Source organism: Ureibacillus massiliensis 4400831 = CIP 108448 = CCUG 49529, assembly GCF_000772965.1.
Lineage (GTDB): Bacteria > Bacillota > Bacilli > Bacillales_A > Planococcaceae > Ureibacillus > Ureibacillus massiliensis.
The window spans coordinates 33,129-50,511 of record NZ_JPVQ01000008.1 but is presented as its reverse complement, the minus strand read 5'-3'; the positions used below and the strand labels follow the sequence as shown (position 1 = coordinate 50,511).

Genomic DNA, 17,383 nt, shown 5'->3' with positions numbered 1-17,383 from the left:
CTCAACTTATAATTTCAGCTAATTAGAATGGATTCGTCGCAATTAAGCTTGCTGTTTTCACATAAACTCTTGGATTTAATTTTAGTTGATCCACAATAAACTCAGCAATGTCATCTGGTTGCATAATTTTAGATTCATCGTTTTCTTTAATTAAGTTTAACTCAAGGGATAAATCTGTTCCTACAGTACTAGGCGTTAATGCTGACACGCGAATATTATTGCGTCGAACCTCTTGTGCTAATGACTCAGTGAAACCAATAACACCAAATTTTGATGCACTATATGCACTTGATGTTGCAGCTCCACCTAATCCGCTTGTTGATGAAATATTAATGATGTCCCCACCATTTTTTTCGATTAGTTGAGGTAATACGGCACGCGTTACATAATAAGTACCCATCAAGTTGACATCAATGATTTTTTTCCACTCTTCTGGATCCATATTTAAAACCGTATCAAATTTTGCAGTACCTGCATTGTTAATTAAAATATCAGCAGTACCTAAGTCTTTCGTTAATTTGGAAACAGCTGTTTCAACTTCCTCTTTCGATGTAACATCCGCCACAGCATAAGCAACTTTTACACCTAAGCCTTCAACTTCAGCCGCTACTTCTTTTAATGTGGATTCTGTTCTTGCAAGTAAGCCTACATTTACACCTTCTTTTGCTAAATGAATTGCAATCGCTTTACCAATTCCTTTTGCTGCACCAGTGATATATGCTACTTTTCCATTTATTGATTGTGCCATTTTAACGACTCCTTTTTCGCTGTATTTATTTTCGCTCCCATTATACTATCTAGTGGATAGATTTGGTATGAATTCGATTTTTGTGAACATCTTTTATATCATGCACTGAAATTTCTTAAGCTTAAATTGTAATAATACTGATTGTTTCGGAAAACATAGTTTTAAAAAAGGATGGCTAAGATGAAAGAACATACAGAAACAAACTTGAAGACTTTTTGTAAGAGTGAATACGATACATTAAAACGAGTAATCCTTTGCCAGCCTCAGTATATGAATATCCGAGAAATAATTAACGAAACACAGAGGCACTTTAAAAATGAAGGGATTCATATCGAACGCGCACTCAAACAACATGAGGAATTGGTGAAGACACTAAAAAAGTATAATATCGAGGTTATTTTACTACCCTATCATAAAAAATATCCCGAACAGGTCTTCACTCGTGATATCGGTTTTACTCTAGGACAAACAATCTTTGTTGCGAAAATGGCAAACAATCTACGTCAAGGTGAGGAAAACGTTTTAAAACAATGGCTAGAGGATGAAGAAATCTCCTATTTCAATTTAGTTGAGGAGAAAATTGAAGGTGGAGATGTAATTATAGACAGAGATACTATATATGTTGGACTAAGCGATCGGACAAATCAAAAAGCAGCGGATCAATTACAACGACTCTTAAATCAATTTAATGTCATAACTGTACCATTCAAAGAAAAGTTCTTACATTTGGATTGTGTATTTAATGTAGTTTCCCCTGACGTTGCACTCATCTATCCAAAAGCCTTAACAGAAAAAGACATTGATCTTTTTGCCTCACGCTATGATTTAATCGAAGTATCTGAAGAGGAACAGTTTCAATTAGGTACAAATGTCTTGAGCATTGGCAACAAAAGAGTGATTAGTCTACCAGTGAATGAAAAGGTAAATAAACAACTTAGCAATAAAGGCTTTGAGGTAATTGAAGTTGATATTACCGAAATCATAAAATCTGGCGGGTCATTCCGTTGCTGTACCCTACCTCTTTTGAGGGAAGAGTAAATTTTCGGCAGAAGCATAATAAGTACTAAAAAAGACACCCTTATCTATCAAACTAATTTTGAAGAAAAGGGTGTTGTTATTTTTAAAGGAATCCTTATATATAGAATCATGCTTCATTAAATGGAACATAAACTAACCTTTTTGCTTCTGCAGTAGGGCGTTCATCAGCTGGTTCATTTTTTCTTGTAACTGCTTATTAGACTCTCGAACATTGGCTAATTCTTCTTGGATCCCTTCTAATTCATTCACAAGTTCTTTATTATCTACTTCCATCTCCTGAGATATTTTCTGTGCATTATTAACGATTTCTCCAAAGAAGATATTTGCGACGATAAACGCACTAATAATTATAAAGGAACTAAAATATATCCAAGACCAACCAAACTCTAGAAAAATTGGTCTGAATATTGCACTTGCCCATGATTCTAATGTAAATACTTGAAATAATGCTAATAATGCCAATTCCAGACTTCCAAAGTATTCCGGTGTAACCTCTGCAAAAAACGTTGTACCGATAATGGCATAAATATAAAATACAATCACCATTAATAAAAAAGTACTGCCCAATGCAGGTATAGACATGAACAGTGCGTTTACTAGCCGTCTTAATGAAGGGAAAACTGAAATAGTTCTTAAAATCCTTAACACTCGAATAATTCGTAAGACGCTCACAAAGCTCGTATTAATAAAAAGTAAGCTTAGGACGACGATAGAAAAATCCATTACGTTCCAACCACTTTTAAAATAATTACCTTTATAAGCGACCAATTTTAGTGCAATTTCAATACAAAATAGTGTTAGTATAACGCGATCCACAATGATGAACAAATCTTGATATGTACTATGTAGTTCCGGATACGTTTCTAAGCCGATGCAAATTGCATTTACAAGAATGAGCAACATAATTCCAGTAGAGAATAATCGATGTTCAACAATACCTTTTAATTTCATACATTTTTCCTCTCTTAAACTTCAGTTATTTTCACCGCTTATGTTACTCTAATAGAAGTTAATACTAGTTTAATATTAAAAGGGCTCAAAAAGAAGCCACTGATTTTTATATAATCAAAAAATATTTACACGAAAAGAGGTATAAGTATGGCCGTCAACTCATTTTTAATTCGACTTTCGCTCATTATCATTATTATTTTTGGAGGCACTTTTATTCTTCGTTACGTTCGAACAGGTGAACTATTTTTAGACCAAATGATTGGTGGAATAGTTGGAGTAATTTTATTAATCGCTTGTTTGATTTGGAGGAAGGCAAGAAAATAAAATGTTTACATTTCTAATAGCAAACGGACGCCAGAAAATTATAAACTGCGTTTGGTGGATTATAGACCGGATTTTGGACGATAATAGACAACCCTCATTGGATAATAGACAAAACAGTCCGATAATATACACATTGCATTTTGCGGCAAGTTAATGGACAGACCTCACTGGATAATAGACAAGCCAATACACTTAATAGACATCTGTCGCAGTGCCAATCCATTATAGACAGAAGTTCCAGGATAATAGACAGAATGAAGCATATAATAGACAATCCCGGAACAATAATAGCCCCACTACAAAATTATAAAAAAACTTCTATTCATATCGCCTCATGCCTAATAAAAAAGTGTGCAAAATCTGATTTTGCACACCTTTCATCACTTTAGTCAAATCCATTTTCCTTAAGGCTACTCCATTATTTCAATCTCTCCACAAAGTATTTTAAAATCCTTGCCGTTAGCCCCCAAATCGTGTAGTCTTCATAGTCAAAAAACCATTCCTCCATGGAGCGTGTTCTCCACTCATATTGTTCACCATTCATAATTTTATGAAACGGAAAATCAGTTGATGGTTTTACTTCAACCGATGCATAATGCATATAAGGCTCGTATTCCAACAGCCAATCTAAAGGAATCGTAAACACTTCTTCCACTTCATGTTCATTGATCTGAATTTGCTTCACGTCCAGTATTGCAACAAAGGGATATACAACAAACTTCGGACTTGTGACAAGTGGACTTAACTCACTAATGACGTTGATTGATTCAAATTTAATTCCTAGCTCTTCGACTGTCTCCCGTACTGCTGCTTCCAAAGGAGATTTGTCTGTTGGATCTATTTTGCCGCCAGGAAAACTGATATCTCCAGGCTGTTTTCGCATTTTCAATGAGCGCACTTCAAATAGGACGTGCCACACTCCATCAACCTGCACTAGCGGAATAAGCACTGCAGATTGAAATGCCGTATCCTCCCCTATAAAAAGTGGCTGATTTTGATTAAATCTCTCTCGTATTTTATCAATAACCATAAAATCCCCCTTCCCTTTGGACTTCGTTTTAGTCGCGCTTTATTTACAATCATCCTTTAATTATTTTCCCACAAAAAAATGAAAAATGATAATGAACAGTTACTTGAAGGCAAAATGTCGCCATTTCTTTGCATCAACACAACAAAAAAGGTCCCGCAGCTTATCTTACTGCAAGACCTTTAAAAAACTAGTGATAATTCATCAAAAAACGCTCTAGCTTCTCAATCACTTCACTACTAATATAGGTTTCTACATTTTTTACTTCATTTTCGATTTTTTCCTGCTCGATACCTATTACTTCGAAAAGATGCACTAATATTTTATGCCTCCGAATAAGTCCCTTGCTTATTTCATTTCCCTTTTCAGTCAAAGTAATGATGCCGTATCGTTGAAATTGTATTAGGTTCTCTTCATTTAATTTTTTCGCCATTTTAGAGGCAGAGGGAACTGAAACTTGTAATGATTTTGCTAATTGCGATACTCTCGTGTACCCTTCTTCGTTTAAATTGGTATATATCTCCCAAAGGTGTTTCTCTCTATTAGCTGAAACCAAACTTTTCACTCCCTATTTCGCAATACGTTAAAACAAACTTCATCATTTAGCTGTAGCTGGGCGAATCCAATACGAAAGCATACCGTGTCGAGGTGAGAATAAAAAACTAATAAGAAAAACGATACCTGTCGCAAATGCCATAGAGCCTGAAATGGAGGTATCAATCCATAGGGCAAAGTAATACCCAAAAACTGCTGAAATTGTTCCAAAAAGAGCACTTAAAACAAACATCATAATAAGTTTATCCGTCCAGAGATAGGCTGAAGCTGCAGGGGCAATTAGCATGGCAACTACCATGATAGCTCCAACTGCATCAAAAGCTGCAACAGTTGTCATCGATAGCAATGTCATATATAGATAATGCATTGCAAGCACTGGAAGTCCAATACTTGCAGCAAGAGCTGGGTCAAAGGTTGTAATTTTCCATTCCTTATAAAATAGCCCTATAATTAAACTAACAATGAATAATACAATCATTAAAGTCAGTGTTGCAACAGGGACTTCTCCGAGCAAAGGTATACGAATGGTATCCCACGGAATAAATGCGATTTCCCCCATTAAAGCATGTTTAACATCAAGATGAGCATTCCCTACTTTTTTTGCAATCAGAATAACCCCTAATGCAAAAAGTATCGTAAATACTACACCAATCGATGCATCGTGTTGAACCCCTCTAGAATTTAACCATTGCACAAGATATGTGGTTAATACACCTGCAACGGCTGCACCTATCACCATATGAATGCCACTTAAACTCTGAGTTGCCAAGTAAGCCATGACAATACCCAGAAGTACAGTATGACTAATAGCATCTGCCATCATGGCCATTCGACGTAGAATCAAAAGCACACCCACAATCCCACAGGAAATTCCTACGAGAGAAGCGGTTAATAATATCCATGCCGTATAGCTCATGATTTCCCCTCCCTTACAACTGGTGCCTTTAAAGAAAGCTGCTTCATTTCATTCTTTTTATTGCGCAGCATCATATATTCGATAATTAACCCCTTCTTTGCACCTAAAAATAAGGAAGCTAAAAAGATAAAACCTGATGTCAATACAATGAAAGGTCCCGTTGGCCAGCCAGCACCAAATGTACTAATGGTTGTTCCAATCGCACCAGCAACACCACCAAATACTGCCGATAACCACATCATCGTCTTAAATGAATGCGTCCAATAGCGTGCACTAACTGCCGGAATTATGAGTAGAGCGGACATCAGAATAACGCCAACCGCCTGAATTCCAATCACAATTGTCAATACAAGTAGTATTAGATAGAGAGCATTCATTCCTTTAATTGAAAAATTAAAGCCCTTCGCAAAATTAGGATCGAACAAAAACAATTTCCATTCTTTAAATCCAGCAATAATTACGAAAATGATTAGTAGAGCAAGAGCTGACATTAGAGTAACATCTGATCCTACCATGGAGGCTGCCTGCCCAAATATAAAATTGTCTAAACCGGCCTGATTTCCGCCACCACTCCGATTCACAATCGTAAGAAGAACCATTCCTCCACCGAAGAATACCGCTAAAACCATCCCCATTGCCGTATCTTCCGTAATGCGAGTGGTTGATTTTACTAACAGGATTAATAATGCGCCAAGAAGGGCACTAATACTTGCTCCTATTATTAATACAATAAAATTCTTTTCATGGAATAATAGAAAACCAATCATAACGCCAGGTAGGGCAGCATGAGAAAGGGCATCACTCATTAAACTCTGCTTTTTCCAATAGGCTAAACAACCTATCAATCCGGAGGCGATACCTAGAAAGAGTGTACTCATGAAAACCCACTGAAAGTTACTAGATAGGAGAATGGACAAGGCCGATCCCCTCCTTCAACCAACGAACAGTACCACCATATGCTTTCTCAATATTTTCTGTTGTGAAAGTATTATGAACCTCGCCATGTGCAACAACAGTACGGTTTAAGAACAACACCTGATCGAAATAATTTTCCACAGTTTGAAGGTCATGATGAACTACTAAAACTGTTTTTCCTTCATTTTTTAATTCACGTAATATGGTCATAATCGCCCTCTCTGTTGCAGCGTCAACGCCAGCTAGTGGCTCATCCATAAAATACAAATCCGCCTCTTGAATTAAAGCTCGCGCTAAAAAAACCCGTTGCTGCTGACCACCAGACAGTTCACTAATTTGACGATGAGCATAGTCAGCCATACCTACTTTATCTAATGCATTTAAAGCTTTTTCTTTATGTTTTTTATTAGGCCATTTCAGCCAACCAATCTGGCCATACATCCCCATCATCACGACGTCTAATGCATCCGTAGGAAAATCCCAATCAACAGAACCACGTTGCGGAACATAGCCAATTCTAGTTTTCACTGTTTTTAAAGGTGACTCAAAAAATGATACATTTCCAGTAAGCTTAGGATGTAAATCCAGTAAAACTTTGATTAACGTAGACTTCCCTGCACCATTAGGACCAACAATTCCAGTAAGTGAACCTTTCTTAACGGAAAAGGAGACATCATGAAGAACTGTATTTTTCCGATAAGCGGCACTTAAATTTTCTACTTTTAGAACATGCATTACTCAACACCTCTAGTTAAGCCTTCATAAACAGTGTTTACATTGTGGCGATACATACCTAAATAGGTTCCTTCCTCAGTTCCTTCTTCGCCCATCGCATCTGAGAATAGTTCTCCACCAAGTTCAACTTCTAAACCTTGCTTCGCAGCACCCTCAATAACTGCTTGAATAGAGTTTTGATTAATACTACTTTCTACGAAGACGGAAGGAACCTGTTTATCGATTAACAAATCTACTGTTGATTGAATATCCGATAAACCTACCTCATCTTCTGTACTTAACCCCTGTAATCCAACAACCTCTATGTCATACATACGACCAAAATAACCAAATGCATCATGAGCAGTAACTAAAACGCGTTGTTCATCCGGAATACTAGATAATTTCTCTGTGGCCTCTGCCTTAAGTTCATCGATTTGAGCAAAGTATTTCTGTTTGTTTTGCTCAAAATAATCAGCATCCTCTGGGGAATATTCCTTTAACACTTCAGTTGCATTATCCAACGCATCCTTCCAAATATCTAAATCAAACCAAATATGCGGATCGATTGCACCTTCCTCATCCTTTAGTAATCTACTTTCATCAATTGACTCCCCAAGAGCCAGTGTTGTTTTGGATTCCTTTAATTTGGAAAATATTTCAATCATATTTCCTTCAAGATGAAGGCCATTGTAGAAAACAATCTCTGCATTTTGTAATGTCGTAATGTCTCCCTGTGTCGCTTCATACAAGTGCGGATCCACTCCAGGACCCATTAAACTTTCAACTTCTACACGATCTCCACCTATAATTTGAATCGGTTCACCAATTTGAGAAATCGTCGTAATGATCTGTATAGAATCATTTGAATCTGATCCCTTTGCCCCTTCCTCGGTTGTTGAATTACACGCACTTAATAGAATCACACTCCCAATACCTAACACTATTAACTGAATAAAAGATTTTAAATTACGCAATTATTCTCCTCCTTGCTTTTAGGAATATTTGTTGCCCTAAGGAAACTTTTGGGGTAAAAAATTTAGCAGTTCTCTAGTACAAGCATTTCCTACAAGACAAAAATTTTCCTTGAGGAAACTTTATGTTATGATTCCAACTTTGTCAACACATAAATAATAAAAATTTTAAAAACCCTTTGTTTACAACCTGATACCCGACTCATCAATTTCGGATTTCCAAAGGAAAAACGCTACTAAATCTAAAATTGGATTAGTAACACTTTACTTATTTTCCCTAAGTAATTAAGACGTATTTCGTTTATAGGTCAAAATAACTAACAAATCCAAAATTCATTTGAATACAAACTATTCTAAAAACTGAATCAAACTATTAACATATACCTAAATTTTCAGATATAATTCAAAGTAAGAACAACTCTATTAATCATCTATTAAAAAAGGAGACCAATCGAATGAAGTGGATCAAAAATCTAAAACTTACTCAAAAATTCACTTTGCTATTAGTCGTTACTTTAATAAGCCTTATATTAATAGGCGTCATTAGCTATACCCAATTTTCGAAAATGGGAAATAAATTGAGCGATATGTATGATAACAAACTCACTCCAATCGAAACTGTGAGTGAACTGAAAAGCAATTCGCAATATATCCGATTAGCATTAATAGAATTAATGATTAATACAAGAATTAGCCGTAACGAGGAGCTTTTACTTTCCATTAACGAAAGAATAAAAGCAAACGAAGATTTACGACAATCCTATCAAACCGATGATCCAGAGAAATTAGGATTACTAGAAAAACTCGATGCTTTAGAGGCAGAATTCTATGACTTAAAGGATGAAGTAATGAGTTTAGCAATAAAAAATCAAAATACAGAAAGCTATAATTTATATGTAGCTGAAGTAGCTCCTTTAGTAAACGAAATAGATGATTTGTATTCCCATCTTATCAATGTAAATAATTTAGAAGCCAAAACAGAAAATGAACAAAACGAAAAAGATATAAGCACATCATTGATTTTATTAATTAGTATCATCGTTGGTGCGTTAGTTTTATATGTTGGACTAAGTTGGGTCATTTCACAACTCATTTCAAAACCAACAAAAGAAATGGAAAAATTGATGAAAAAGGCTGAGCGCGGTGACTTAACTGTACAAAGTACATACCAATCAAAAGATGAAATTGGATCGTTAGCTCATTCCTTTAATGAAATGCTTAGCCAATTAAATAGATTGGTCAAGAATGTTCGCGATGCATCCAATCAGGTTGCATCATCCTCTGAAGAATTGATCGCAAGTGCTGAAGAAACAAGCAATGCCTCACAACATATTGCAGAGGCGAGCACACTTCTGGCTACCGGTGCGGAAAGTTCATTAAATGATACAGAGGAGATAGCTATCTCAATGCAAAATACGGCAACAAGCATTGGAGAAATTGCTAATTCTATTTCCCTTGTTTCTAAGCATTCAAATACAACTTCCGAAGAATCGGAAAAAGGCAATGTAGCTTTAAATAAAACAATTGATCAAATGAAATCTATCAGTAATACTGTTCAAGCTTCATCAAGTGTTATTAAAGAGCTTGGTAATCGTTCATCGGAGATTGAAAAAATAGTAGCTGTTATCACTGGCATCTCTGAACAAACGAATCTATTAGCCTTAAACGCGGCAATTGAAGCTGCAAGAGCTGGTGAGCACGGTAAAGGATTTGCTGTAGTTGCTGAAGAAGTTAGAAAATTAGCTGAAGAATCAAAACGTTCTGCAGAGCAAATTACACATCTTATTTTAGATATTCAAAACAACACGATAGATGCTGTCTCATCAATGGATAAATGTACATCAGAAGTCGAGACTGGTTTACAGTTAATCCATGAAACTGGAGAATCCTTCGAGAAAATTTTAAGCTCTGCTATTGATGTTGCAAATAAATCAGAAGAGGTATCGATTACATCAAAACAAATTACAGCATCTGTAGAAGAAATGAGCCACAAAATACAAAATATATCTAAGAGTGCTGAAGAGGCTTCTTCAAATTCTCAAAGCGTTGCGGCTGGAGCTGAGGAACAATTAGCTTCCATGGAAGAAATAACCGCTTCTGCCCAAGCACTTGCTAATATGGCAGAAGACCTAAGAAACGCAGTAAATACGTTTAAAATTTCTTAATACAAACTTAGAGTGTAGCATTTTTTCTACACTCTATTTTTATTTTAATTTAACCTAGCATTTCCTCTCCCCTAATGTTCGAACCATTCAAAATGTAAATTGCACACCTAGCAATTTAATGCTGGTGTGCATTTTATTCTTCAAACTTATTTTTAAGATACGTTTGTTTTAGCGACTTTTGGTTGAAAGGAATGGGAAAAACCTTCTCCAAATACCTCGGTCGCTTCACATAAAATAATGAACGCACCGGGGTCAATTTCTTGTACAATAGCTCTAAGTATAGTTGCTTTTGCTGGATTTAAAACAATCATCATAATAGCTCTTTCACTATTCGTATAGCCACCTACTCCAGATATTTTCGTTAATCCTCTATCTAAATCATGGAGAACTTTCTCTTCAATTTTTTTCTCATATTCTTTAGAGGTAATAATATATGCAACCTTCGAGCCTTTTTTATCGCCATGGATGATAATATCCATCGTTTTTCTTGTTAGGAATGCACCAACTAAAGCATACAAAGCGATTTCCGGAGAGAAAATAATTCCTCCTGCAATAATAACCGTACCATCCATCACCAACAGAGAAGTGCTATGTTTAACAGACTTCATTTTATATAATATTTGTGCGATTAATGAAAATCCACCTACGTTGCCCCCTACCCGAATTACAATACCTAAACCAATGCCGACACCGACACCTCCATAAATTGATGCAAGTAAAGGATCATTTGTCAGTGCAGGTAATCCATTTGTTAAATTGACGAACAGTGGAATTAATAACGAACCTATAACGGACTTTCCAATTGATTTGATTCCTAAAAAATAACTAGAAATAACTAATATAATTATCGTAATTGCCCATAAAATGATACTTGAAGGAAGATGAAATATAGAACTAAGTACCAAGGAAGTCCCCGGTAATCCACCAGAAGCTATTTGATTGGGTCCTTGTAATACATTAAAGGATAACGCAATAATTAATGTTCCTATAATTAAAGAAAAATAAAATTTCACTTGATTCACATTTTCTACCCCTTCCCTAAAAAAATTATAAGGGTAGAATAACTTTTATGCAATATTTGATATTTATGGTACTTTTTTGATTTAATGCGTTGATGCGTTGAATTACAGAAGTTTATTTAAATAATTTTCCCTAAAACAAAGTAAAAAACGTCTCTACAATTTAGTAGAAACGTTATATCAAAATAGTTATGGGAATATTTTTATTAAGAAAGTTTAACTGGAATAGAATGGTCAATTTTCAAACCATCTTCTACCACAATCGTATCATAGGCTAAAATTTGTACCCCTGCTTGGTGTGCCAGGAGCAATGCATCTGCAAAAGCTGGATCTGTTTCTCGATTTGGAGTAAATTCATGACAACCCTTTAATTGCACGATTAAAAGAATGGCATTTTGGTATCCCTCTTGCTGGGCTTTTGCCAATTCTAGAACATGTTTTGTCCCTCTTGTCGTTGGCGCATCTGGAAACATTGCAATTCCATCTTTTTCTAATGTCACACCTTTCACTTCAATGAATCCTTTCTTTCCATCCTTCTCATAATAAAGATCGAATCTTGATGCACCATAGGTTACTTCCCTTTTAAGGTTAGTTGGAATTCCAAATTCAACTATTTCCCCTTCACTCATCGCTTCAAATGCGACCTTATTTGGCGCTTGTGAATCAATATTCACCCATCTACTATCTTTTTCAACTGCGACAAGGGAATACTTTGTCTTTCTATCCGGGTTATCACTTTCTTCTAGCAGAACTGCTGTTTCTGGGATAAATAGCTCCTTTAAGCGTCCCGTGTTTTTAATATGTACGCGTTCTTTTATTCCTTCTATCTCAACTTCAGCAATAAAACGATTCATTCTCTTATGGAATTTGCCATGTACAATGTTCTGATACTTCATCTATTCACGTCCTTACTCGGTATATCTTTCACTTCTACAATAGTAAGTCATTCTGCTACATTTTACCGCAGTTATATTTGGTTATCGATTGATTTTCTGAAAATATTGAAACACTTTTTTTAGTTTTTTGGATTGATTTCCTCCTGGATTCTCCATTGAGCCAAATTCAAAAAATTTCACTTTTTTCATGCCCGTAAAATGAAATAAGCCTTTCTTCATCAATACTTGGTGTGCATTGTGGAGTAAAAAACGTGGATAGAATGTAGGTCCTCTCATCGTCGATATACAGACAGCAGACTTTCCTTTCAAAAGTCCCTCTGGTAATAGTCCATTTTTAAATTTATAGGCAAAATTGGCTGCGAATACTTGGTCGATGTAGCCAAGCAACATTGCAGGAGGTCTTCCCCACCAGATAGGATAAATGAATACAATTTTATCTGCCCAGGAAATTTGTTTTCTATATCTCTCCATTTTCGGATCAAGATGCATATCCCTTCTTCGCTTTTGTTTATTAAATTGTAAAGCCGGTTGGAACTGTTGTTCATATAAATCTAAAACCTGCAGTTCTGTAATGTTTGGATTTTTTTCACTACCTTCAATAACCTTTTGTAAAAATGAATAACATAAACTTTGATGATTCGGGTGTGTATAAATAACTAAGACGTTCATATAGCACCTCTTTTATTTATCATTTGATAAGTATAGAGTATACCGCACGGCATTTACTTGTCAAATAATAATTGTTTTTTGATAATAAATTTGTTATGTTTTGATGTGAGGTGAACCTGATGGATAAAAAAAGACTTTTTCAAAAAGTAGTGTCGTTTACAGCTTCTTTTTATCGAGTAACACATGAATTAACGAAAGACGCTAAAGCAGATTTCGTAACGCCCGTGCAATATGACATTCTCGAATTCATCACGGTGAATCAACCTGTCACTCCAAGTGAAATTAGTGATTGCCTATATATATCAATGCCTAATACAAGTCGAGAACTAAGAAAATTAAGCGAGAAGAACCTTATTGAGAAAATTACTGACTCAATAGATAAACGCAAGCAATTAGTTCGTCTTTCGAAGGATGGAGAAAAAATGATGGACGAAGCCTTTGCATTAGTTGAATCTCATTTTTTAGCTCGGATTAAAAATGCATCTGAAGAAGATTTAGAAGAGATTGAACGAGCTATGGATATACTTCATAGAAAGTTATATTATTAGCACTATTTCGTTGTATACCATAATGCAAAAAGTACGCATTGGCCTAATTTCCAATGCGTACTTTTTATTTTATAGGTGTAAATTACAACTACGCCTTATTCATCATCAATCTCACCGTCACCAATTTCATCTTCTTCTTCAATTTCTTCAATATGTTCCCCATCTTCCAGTTCATCGTCCCCACAACCTATTAAAGCAACTGAAGAAAATGCTAGGAAGAGCAAGAAAAATAGCTTTTTCATTTGAATTTACCTCCTTTTTCATTAGCTTTACCTATTGTTCTAAGATTATGAAGGTATACTTTTACGGAATTTCACTACAACACAAAGAAAGCAAGCCTAGTTTTAATAGACTTGCTTTCAGAATTGCACTTTTTACAGTGCCTGATTATTTTAATATTTCGTTGCCATTCGAATCGAAGTTAATTGTATGCTTTTTGGCAGCTTCTTCGATATGCGAGAATGCCCAGTTCGTTGTTGGGACATCTTTGAAGGTTGGTGTCGTGAGACCTGTTAACGGACCACGTTTAAATAAATTATTTAAAACAACAACGGCTTGCGCTCTTGTTAGTTTTTCATTTGGGCGGAATGTGTTGTCTTCATACCCTACCATTACTTTTGCTTCTTTTACAAAACTGATGGCCTCAATTGCCCAATGTTTAGATGATACATCGCTAAAAGTTGCTGTAGAATAATTCGTTATTTTTTGACAACTATCAAAAGCAGAATTATCATTTTTACATTCGTTTTCAATCCATCGATAGGCAATGACAGCCATTTGCGCACGGGTCACTGTCCCATTTGGGTCAAATGTTGTAGGATTCACACCAGTCATGATACCTGCACCTTTAGCTTCCATGATCAGTGGATACGCCCAATGCGATACTTTCACATCGTTATATAGCACTGTAGAAGGTATTCCTTCCAGATTTCTTGAAAGCATTGATGCCATTTGCGCTCTTGTAATGGACGCATTTGGACGGAACATATCTCCGTAGCCACTGATATAAGGTTTATGCATCAGATCCTTCTGTTCATCTTGCCCAGAACCATCAGTTGGTCCTTGATTTGAATCAGGAATTAAATCTTCCCAACCTTCCATGTTTAGAATCGTAAAAGTACTAAACTTCGTGATTCCAAATTCCAATCCAAGTTGACCATCTTTATATTGCACAACGGTCGGTTTAAGTAATTCTTTGTCTCCATCACTATGTTCAATGAATATTACTAAGTCAGCTAAAGAGGCTTCTTTTTCTGAAGCATTTGTAGGTATTTCCACTTCACGTAGTGGCAAGATAAGTGTCACTGGACGACTTTGTAAATTTGTTTCAATTGTCATTGGACGCGATACAACATTGACTTCCTTATCCCCTGCAACCTCTTTTACAATCGCTTCTACCCGCGCACGACTTTCCACCTCTTGTCGCTGTACTTCATCTTTAATTGGAATAACACGGAAATATAAATCCTCTTCAAAATTATCCAATGAACCTTCAGGGACTTGAATCCTTACATTTTCTGTATAGATCTCAAGATTTACGATCTCTTCGCTTAGTGATTTTGCAGCTTCTTTTGTGATTGAAACATCAACTTGTCCAACTTCATCCTTATCATCTGGAATCACAATACTTGCTGTGTTTTGTCCAGAACCTTTTACATTTGTTATTGTCTCTTTTGTTTTTTCTTCAGTTAACGTTACTTCATCTTGTACCGTACCATCTGATTGTTTCGTACGTGTGACAGTTGTTTGGCTCACTACCGAATTATTATCACCTGTTTTAACATCAACTTTGATTTCTTCTTTTGATGATTGAGGTTTTGAACTGCTCCCACCAGAAGAATGAGAAGTTGAGTCTTGTACTGTTAGATTTAAGCTTTGTACTTCACCTTCATTAAATACAAAAATAAGTGTAGATGTACCTTTTGGGAGTTTTGCTAAATATTCTTTTTTCAGTACTATAGTTGAATCACTAATTGTATAGTCCTTACCCTCTTCCAATGGGCTATCGCCATTTGTAATACTATCTAAAGTAACTTCCGGACTATTTATTGTAATGATGATATCTTCTTGATTTTCAGATTTTTTATCAATTCATCTTGCCACATGTAAAGACCATTATTCAGTTTATTTACTACAGTTTTATACATGTTGACTTTCCTTTCATGAATAAAATTACCCACTAATTATGACACCCAAAACACCTTTCTACAAGATGATAAATCTTACTAAAATGTGAATAAAAAAGAGTAGAATTTTTAAAAAATCCTACTATAATTTAATACTTAATTTATTTAGATTATCAATTCAATACTTCTATTGCTTCTTCATAAATTCGAACCTGATTGCGACCACTATGTTTTGCAGAGTAAAGAGCTTTATCTGCTCGATTTAACACTAGATTTAGTGTCTCATCCTCTTCATACGACGCCTCTGCTACACCTAAGCTTAATGTGACAGAATGAACCCCTTTAGAAGAAACAAGTGGATTAGATTCTACATATTGACGAATCTGATTAGCAATCGCCTCTCCTTCCTCTACTGTATATCCTTTAAGGGCAATGACAAACTCCTCACCGCCATAGCGAGCAAATAACATATCATCCGTTAATTGAGTTTGACAAGCATTCACTACATGAACAAGCATTTGATCACCTACATCATGTCCATATGTATCATTCACACTCTTGAAAAAGTCAATGTCGATTAAAAGAAGTGTAAAAGGAATGCCCTCATTTTTCGCTTGTACAAAGTCTTCTTCACACTGCTGGAAAAACGCACGGCGATTATAAATTTTTGTTAATTCGTCATAATAGGCTTGTTTTTTTAGCTGCTCTTGTAGCTTTTTTAACTCGGTAATATCCGTAAACATCAGGAGTAATCCTTTTTGATGATCTTTCTGTTTTAGAGAAGATACGCGAACCTGATAAATACGTTCTTCAAATTGGATAGTACTTGTAAGATCTTTATTAGTCACTGTCATTTCAAATTGTAATGGAAATGCTTCTCCTGATAATTCATACCAAACCTTATTAAAATCCGTTCCATACATCGATTTTTTCAACCTAGAGAACATACGTTGACTTTCTTCATTGTATTCGATTAATCTAGTGGATTCGTCAAGCACCATTACCCCATCATTCATGCTATTAAAAATCGATTCCTTTGCAATCGGCATTACCATAAACAATTGTGATGATCGAATCGACCAAAGATAAAGCAATGAAGTCATCCATAATACCATTGGAACTGGATCTACCCCAGTAGGTGTTAAACCAAGTAAATATATAAAAGCTGTTAACATCGGTACAAGCTGACCAAACATGAGGGCAATCAATTGAGGGCGATAGGTCTTCGCTGTATCTTTCCACTTTCTTAAAACAATAAAGAATGCGAAGAACATACATCCAAAGATGTAGGCTCCGTGGACAACATACCAAATCCCCATTTCTTGTAGCATATACGGAGCGCCTAATTGTGGATGAAATTCGTACACACGATAATGTAGATGGTGTAGATCGTTTGTTGCAACCATTAATAAAGTAATAAAGGGCAGTGTAAGTAGGGAAATTGCCTGTTTTTTCGTTATAGGAATCCCTACATATTGCATAGCAAATATTAATCCTAACGGAGGAGCAAATGGTATTCCCACATACTGAATAACCGTCCAAAACTTCATTTCTTCTAATGTAGTAGACATTAAGCCAAAAGCAGAAGCAAAGCAATAAATCGTGATGACTGACGTACTAAGAATAAAAAAATTTAAGATGTTTGTATAATTATGCCGCTTTCCAAAAACATAAACACATAAATATAGATTCAATACACCCGACGTACAAATAAGCGCTATATAGGCAGTCAATTGCGAATTCACGTTCATACCTCTTTACTTTCAAAATTTTCCTTTTTTAATGTAGCATATCTAGA

18 protein-coding genes are annotated in these 17,383 nt (G+C 35.6%); 4 read left to right on the top strand and 14 right to left on the bottom strand.

The features are described 5' to 3' along the window. Positions 1-22: 22 nt before the first annotated feature. Positions 23-748 (bottom strand): 3-ketoacyl-ACP reductase, encoded by a 726-nt coding sequence (locus tag CD30_RS06485; protein WP_036174145.1) that lies wholly within the window; start codon positions 746-748, stop codon positions 23-25. Between the two features lie 180 nt (positions 749-928). Here CD30_RS06485 and CD30_RS06480 point away from each other — a divergent pair, with 180 nt between their 5' ends. Continuing rightward, positions 929-1,786 (top strand): dimethylarginine dimethylaminohydrolase family protein, encoded by an 858-nt coding sequence (locus CD30_RS06480; RefSeq protein ID WP_036174142.1) that lies wholly within the window; start codon positions 929-931, stop codon positions 1,784-1,786. Between the two features lie 132 nt (positions 1,787-1,918). Here CD30_RS06480 and CD30_RS06475 read toward each other — a convergent pair whose 3' ends face one another. Then, complete coding sequence (locus CD30_RS06475) at positions 1,919-2,737, bottom strand: ion transporter (protein WP_052126074.1); 819 nt, start codon at positions 2,735-2,737, stop codon at positions 1,919-1,921. 147 nt (positions 2,738-2,884) lie between these two features. Here CD30_RS06475 and CD30_RS20305 point away from each other — a divergent pair, with 147 nt between their 5' ends. After that, positions 2,885-3,061 carry a hypothetical protein gene (locus CD30_RS20305; RefSeq protein ID WP_170215810.1) on the top strand — a complete coding sequence of 59 codons (177 nt, stop codon included), beginning with the start codon at positions 2,885-2,887 and terminating at the stop codon, positions 3,059-3,061. 418 nt (positions 3,062-3,479) lie between these two features. Here CD30_RS20305 and CD30_RS06470 read toward each other — a convergent pair whose 3' ends face one another. The 6 genes from CD30_RS06470 to CD30_RS06445 all read right to left on the bottom strand — a co-directional run bounded on the left by CD30_RS06470 (position 3,480) and on the right by CD30_RS06445 (position 8,165). Further along, positions 3,480-4,091 carry an NUDIX hydrolase gene (locus tag CD30_RS06470; RefSeq protein ID WP_036174139.1) on the bottom strand — a complete coding sequence of 204 codons (612 nt, stop codon included), beginning with the start codon at positions 4,089-4,091 and terminating at the stop codon, positions 3,480-3,482. Between the two features lie 187 nt (positions 4,092-4,278). Beyond that, positions 4,279-4,644 carry a metal-dependent transcriptional regulator gene (locus CD30_RS06465; protein ID WP_052126073.1) on the bottom strand — a complete coding sequence of 122 codons (366 nt, stop codon included), beginning with the start codon at positions 4,642-4,644 and terminating at the stop codon, positions 4,279-4,281. A gap of 42 nt (positions 4,645-4,686) precedes the next feature. Then, positions 4,687-5,559, bottom strand: coding sequence for a metal ABC transporter permease (locus CD30_RS06460; protein WP_036174135.1), 873 nt, complete (start codon positions 5,557-5,559; stop codon positions 4,687-4,689). Next, complete coding sequence (locus CD30_RS06455) at positions 5,556-6,476, bottom strand: metal ABC transporter permease (RefSeq protein ID WP_036174132.1); 921 nt, start codon at positions 6,474-6,476, stop codon at positions 5,556-5,558. Before CD30_RS06455 ends, CD30_RS06460 begins: the two co-directional genes overlap by 4 nt. Further along, on the bottom strand, positions 6,457-7,209 hold the full coding sequence (locus CD30_RS06450) for a metal ABC transporter ATP-binding protein (protein WP_036174131.1): 753 nt from the start codon (positions 7,207-7,209) through the stop codon (positions 6,457-6,459). Before CD30_RS06450 ends, CD30_RS06455 begins: the two co-directional genes overlap by 20 nt. After that, a complete protein-coding gene (locus CD30_RS06445; RefSeq protein WP_036174130.1) occupies positions 7,209-8,165 on the bottom strand; it encodes a metal ABC transporter solute-binding protein, Zn/Mn family in 957 nt (318 codons plus the stop codon). The genes CD30_RS06450 and CD30_RS06445 overlap by 1 nt, the downstream gene beginning before the upstream one ends. Positions 8,166-8,617: 452 nt before the next feature. Between CD30_RS06445 and CD30_RS06440 the strand changes: the two genes are divergently transcribed. Beyond that, complete coding sequence (locus tag CD30_RS06440) at positions 8,618-10,327, top strand: methyl-accepting chemotaxis protein (RefSeq protein WP_036174126.1); 1,710 nt, start codon at positions 8,618-8,620, stop codon at positions 10,325-10,327. A 152-nt stretch (positions 10,328-10,479) separates the two neighbouring features. Here the strand turns inward: CD30_RS06440 and CD30_RS06435 are convergent, their stop codons facing one another. The 3 genes from CD30_RS06435 to CD30_RS06425 all read right to left on the bottom strand — a co-directional run bounded on the left by CD30_RS06435 (position 10,480) and on the right by CD30_RS06425 (position 12,911). Then, positions 10,480-11,349 carry a YitT family protein gene (locus CD30_RS06435; RefSeq protein WP_052126072.1) on the bottom strand — a complete coding sequence of 290 codons (870 nt, stop codon included), beginning with the start codon at positions 11,347-11,349 and terminating at the stop codon, positions 10,480-10,482. A 203-nt stretch (positions 11,350-11,552) separates the two neighbouring features. Beyond that, complete coding sequence (gene sfsA, locus CD30_RS06430; RefSeq protein WP_036174123.1) at positions 11,553-12,242, bottom strand: DNA/RNA nuclease SfsA; 690 nt, start codon at positions 12,240-12,242, stop codon at positions 11,553-11,555. Positions 12,243-12,323: 81 nt separating this feature from the next. Continuing rightward, a complete protein-coding gene (locus CD30_RS06425) occupies positions 12,324-12,911 on the bottom strand; it encodes an NAD(P)H-dependent oxidoreductase (RefSeq protein WP_036174120.1) in 588 nt (195 codons plus the stop codon). Positions 12,912-13,030: 119 nt separating this feature from the next. Here CD30_RS06425 and CD30_RS06420 point away from each other — a divergent pair, with 119 nt between their 5' ends. Continuing rightward, positions 13,031-13,459, top strand: coding sequence for a MarR family winged helix-turn-helix transcriptional regulator (locus CD30_RS06420; RefSeq protein ID WP_036174117.1), 429 nt, complete (start codon positions 13,031-13,033; stop codon positions 13,457-13,459). A gap of 95 nt (positions 13,460-13,554) precedes the next feature. On the opposite strand, the gene CD30_RS20300 is transcribed toward CD30_RS06420, so the two are convergent. From CD30_RS20300 to CD30_RS06410, 3 genes are all read right to left on the bottom strand, one after another. Further along, positions 13,555-13,701, bottom strand: coding sequence for a hypothetical protein (locus CD30_RS20300; RefSeq protein WP_170215808.1), 147 nt, complete (start codon positions 13,699-13,701; stop codon positions 13,555-13,557). Between the two features lie 145 nt (positions 13,702-13,846). Next, on the bottom strand, positions 13,847-15,550 hold the full coding sequence (locus tag CD30_RS06415) for an S-layer homology domain-containing protein (RefSeq protein WP_268871084.1): 1,704 nt from the start codon (positions 15,548-15,550) through the stop codon (positions 13,847-13,849). A 208-nt stretch (positions 15,551-15,758) separates the two neighbouring features. Beyond that, a complete protein-coding gene (locus tag CD30_RS06410) occupies positions 15,759-17,330 on the bottom strand; it encodes a histidine kinase N-terminal 7TM domain-containing diguanylate cyclase (protein WP_036174114.1) in 1,572 nt (523 codons plus the stop codon). Positions 17,331-17,383: the final 53 nt, after the last annotated feature.

Excerpts from the sequence above, each read along its gene's own strand:
- CD30_RS06450 (WP_036174131.1), bottom strand. The coding sequence starts at position 7,209 with ATGCATGTTCTAAAAGTAGAAAATTTAAGTGCCGCTTATCGGAAAAAT.
- CD30_RS06440 (WP_036174126.1), top strand. The coding sequence starts at position 8,618 with ATGAAGTGGATCAAAAATCTAAAACTTACTCAAAAATTCACTTTGCTA.
- sfsA (WP_036174123.1), bottom strand. The coding sequence starts at position 12,242 with ATGAAGTATCAGAACATTGTACATGGCAAATTCCATAAGAGAATGAAT.
- CD30_RS20305 (WP_170215810.1), top strand. The coding sequence starts at position 2,885 with ATGGCCGTCAACTCATTTTTAATTCGACTTTCGCTCATTATCATTATT.
- CD30_RS06480 (WP_036174142.1), top strand. The coding sequence starts at position 929 with ATGAAAGAACATACAGAAACAAACTTGAAGACTTTTTGTAAGAGTGAA.
- CD30_RS06460 (WP_036174135.1), bottom strand. The coding sequence starts at position 5,559 with ATGAGCTATACGGCATGGATATTATTAACCGCTTCTCTCGTAGGAATT.
- CD30_RS06420 (WP_036174117.1), top strand. The coding sequence starts at position 13,031 with ATGGATAAAAAAAGACTTTTTCAAAAAGTAGTGTCGTTTACAGCTTCT.
- CD30_RS20300 (WP_170215808.1), bottom strand. The coding sequence starts at position 13,701 with ATGAAAAAGCTATTTTTCTTGCTCTTCCTAGCATTTTCTTCAGTTGCT.
- CD30_RS06470 (WP_036174139.1), bottom strand. The coding sequence starts at position 4,091 with ATGGTTATTGATAAAATACGAGAGAGATTTAATCAAAATCAGCCACTT.
- CD30_RS06485 (WP_036174145.1), bottom strand. The coding sequence starts at position 748 with ATGGCACAATCAATAAATGGAAAAGTAGCATATATCACTGGTGCAGCA.
- CD30_RS06425 (WP_036174120.1), bottom strand. The coding sequence starts at position 12,911 with ATGAACGTCTTAGTTATTTATACACACCCGAATCATCAAAGTTTATGT.
- CD30_RS06475 (WP_052126074.1), bottom strand. The coding sequence starts at position 2,737 with ATGAAATTAAAAGGTATTGTTGAACATCGATTATTCTCTACTGGAATT.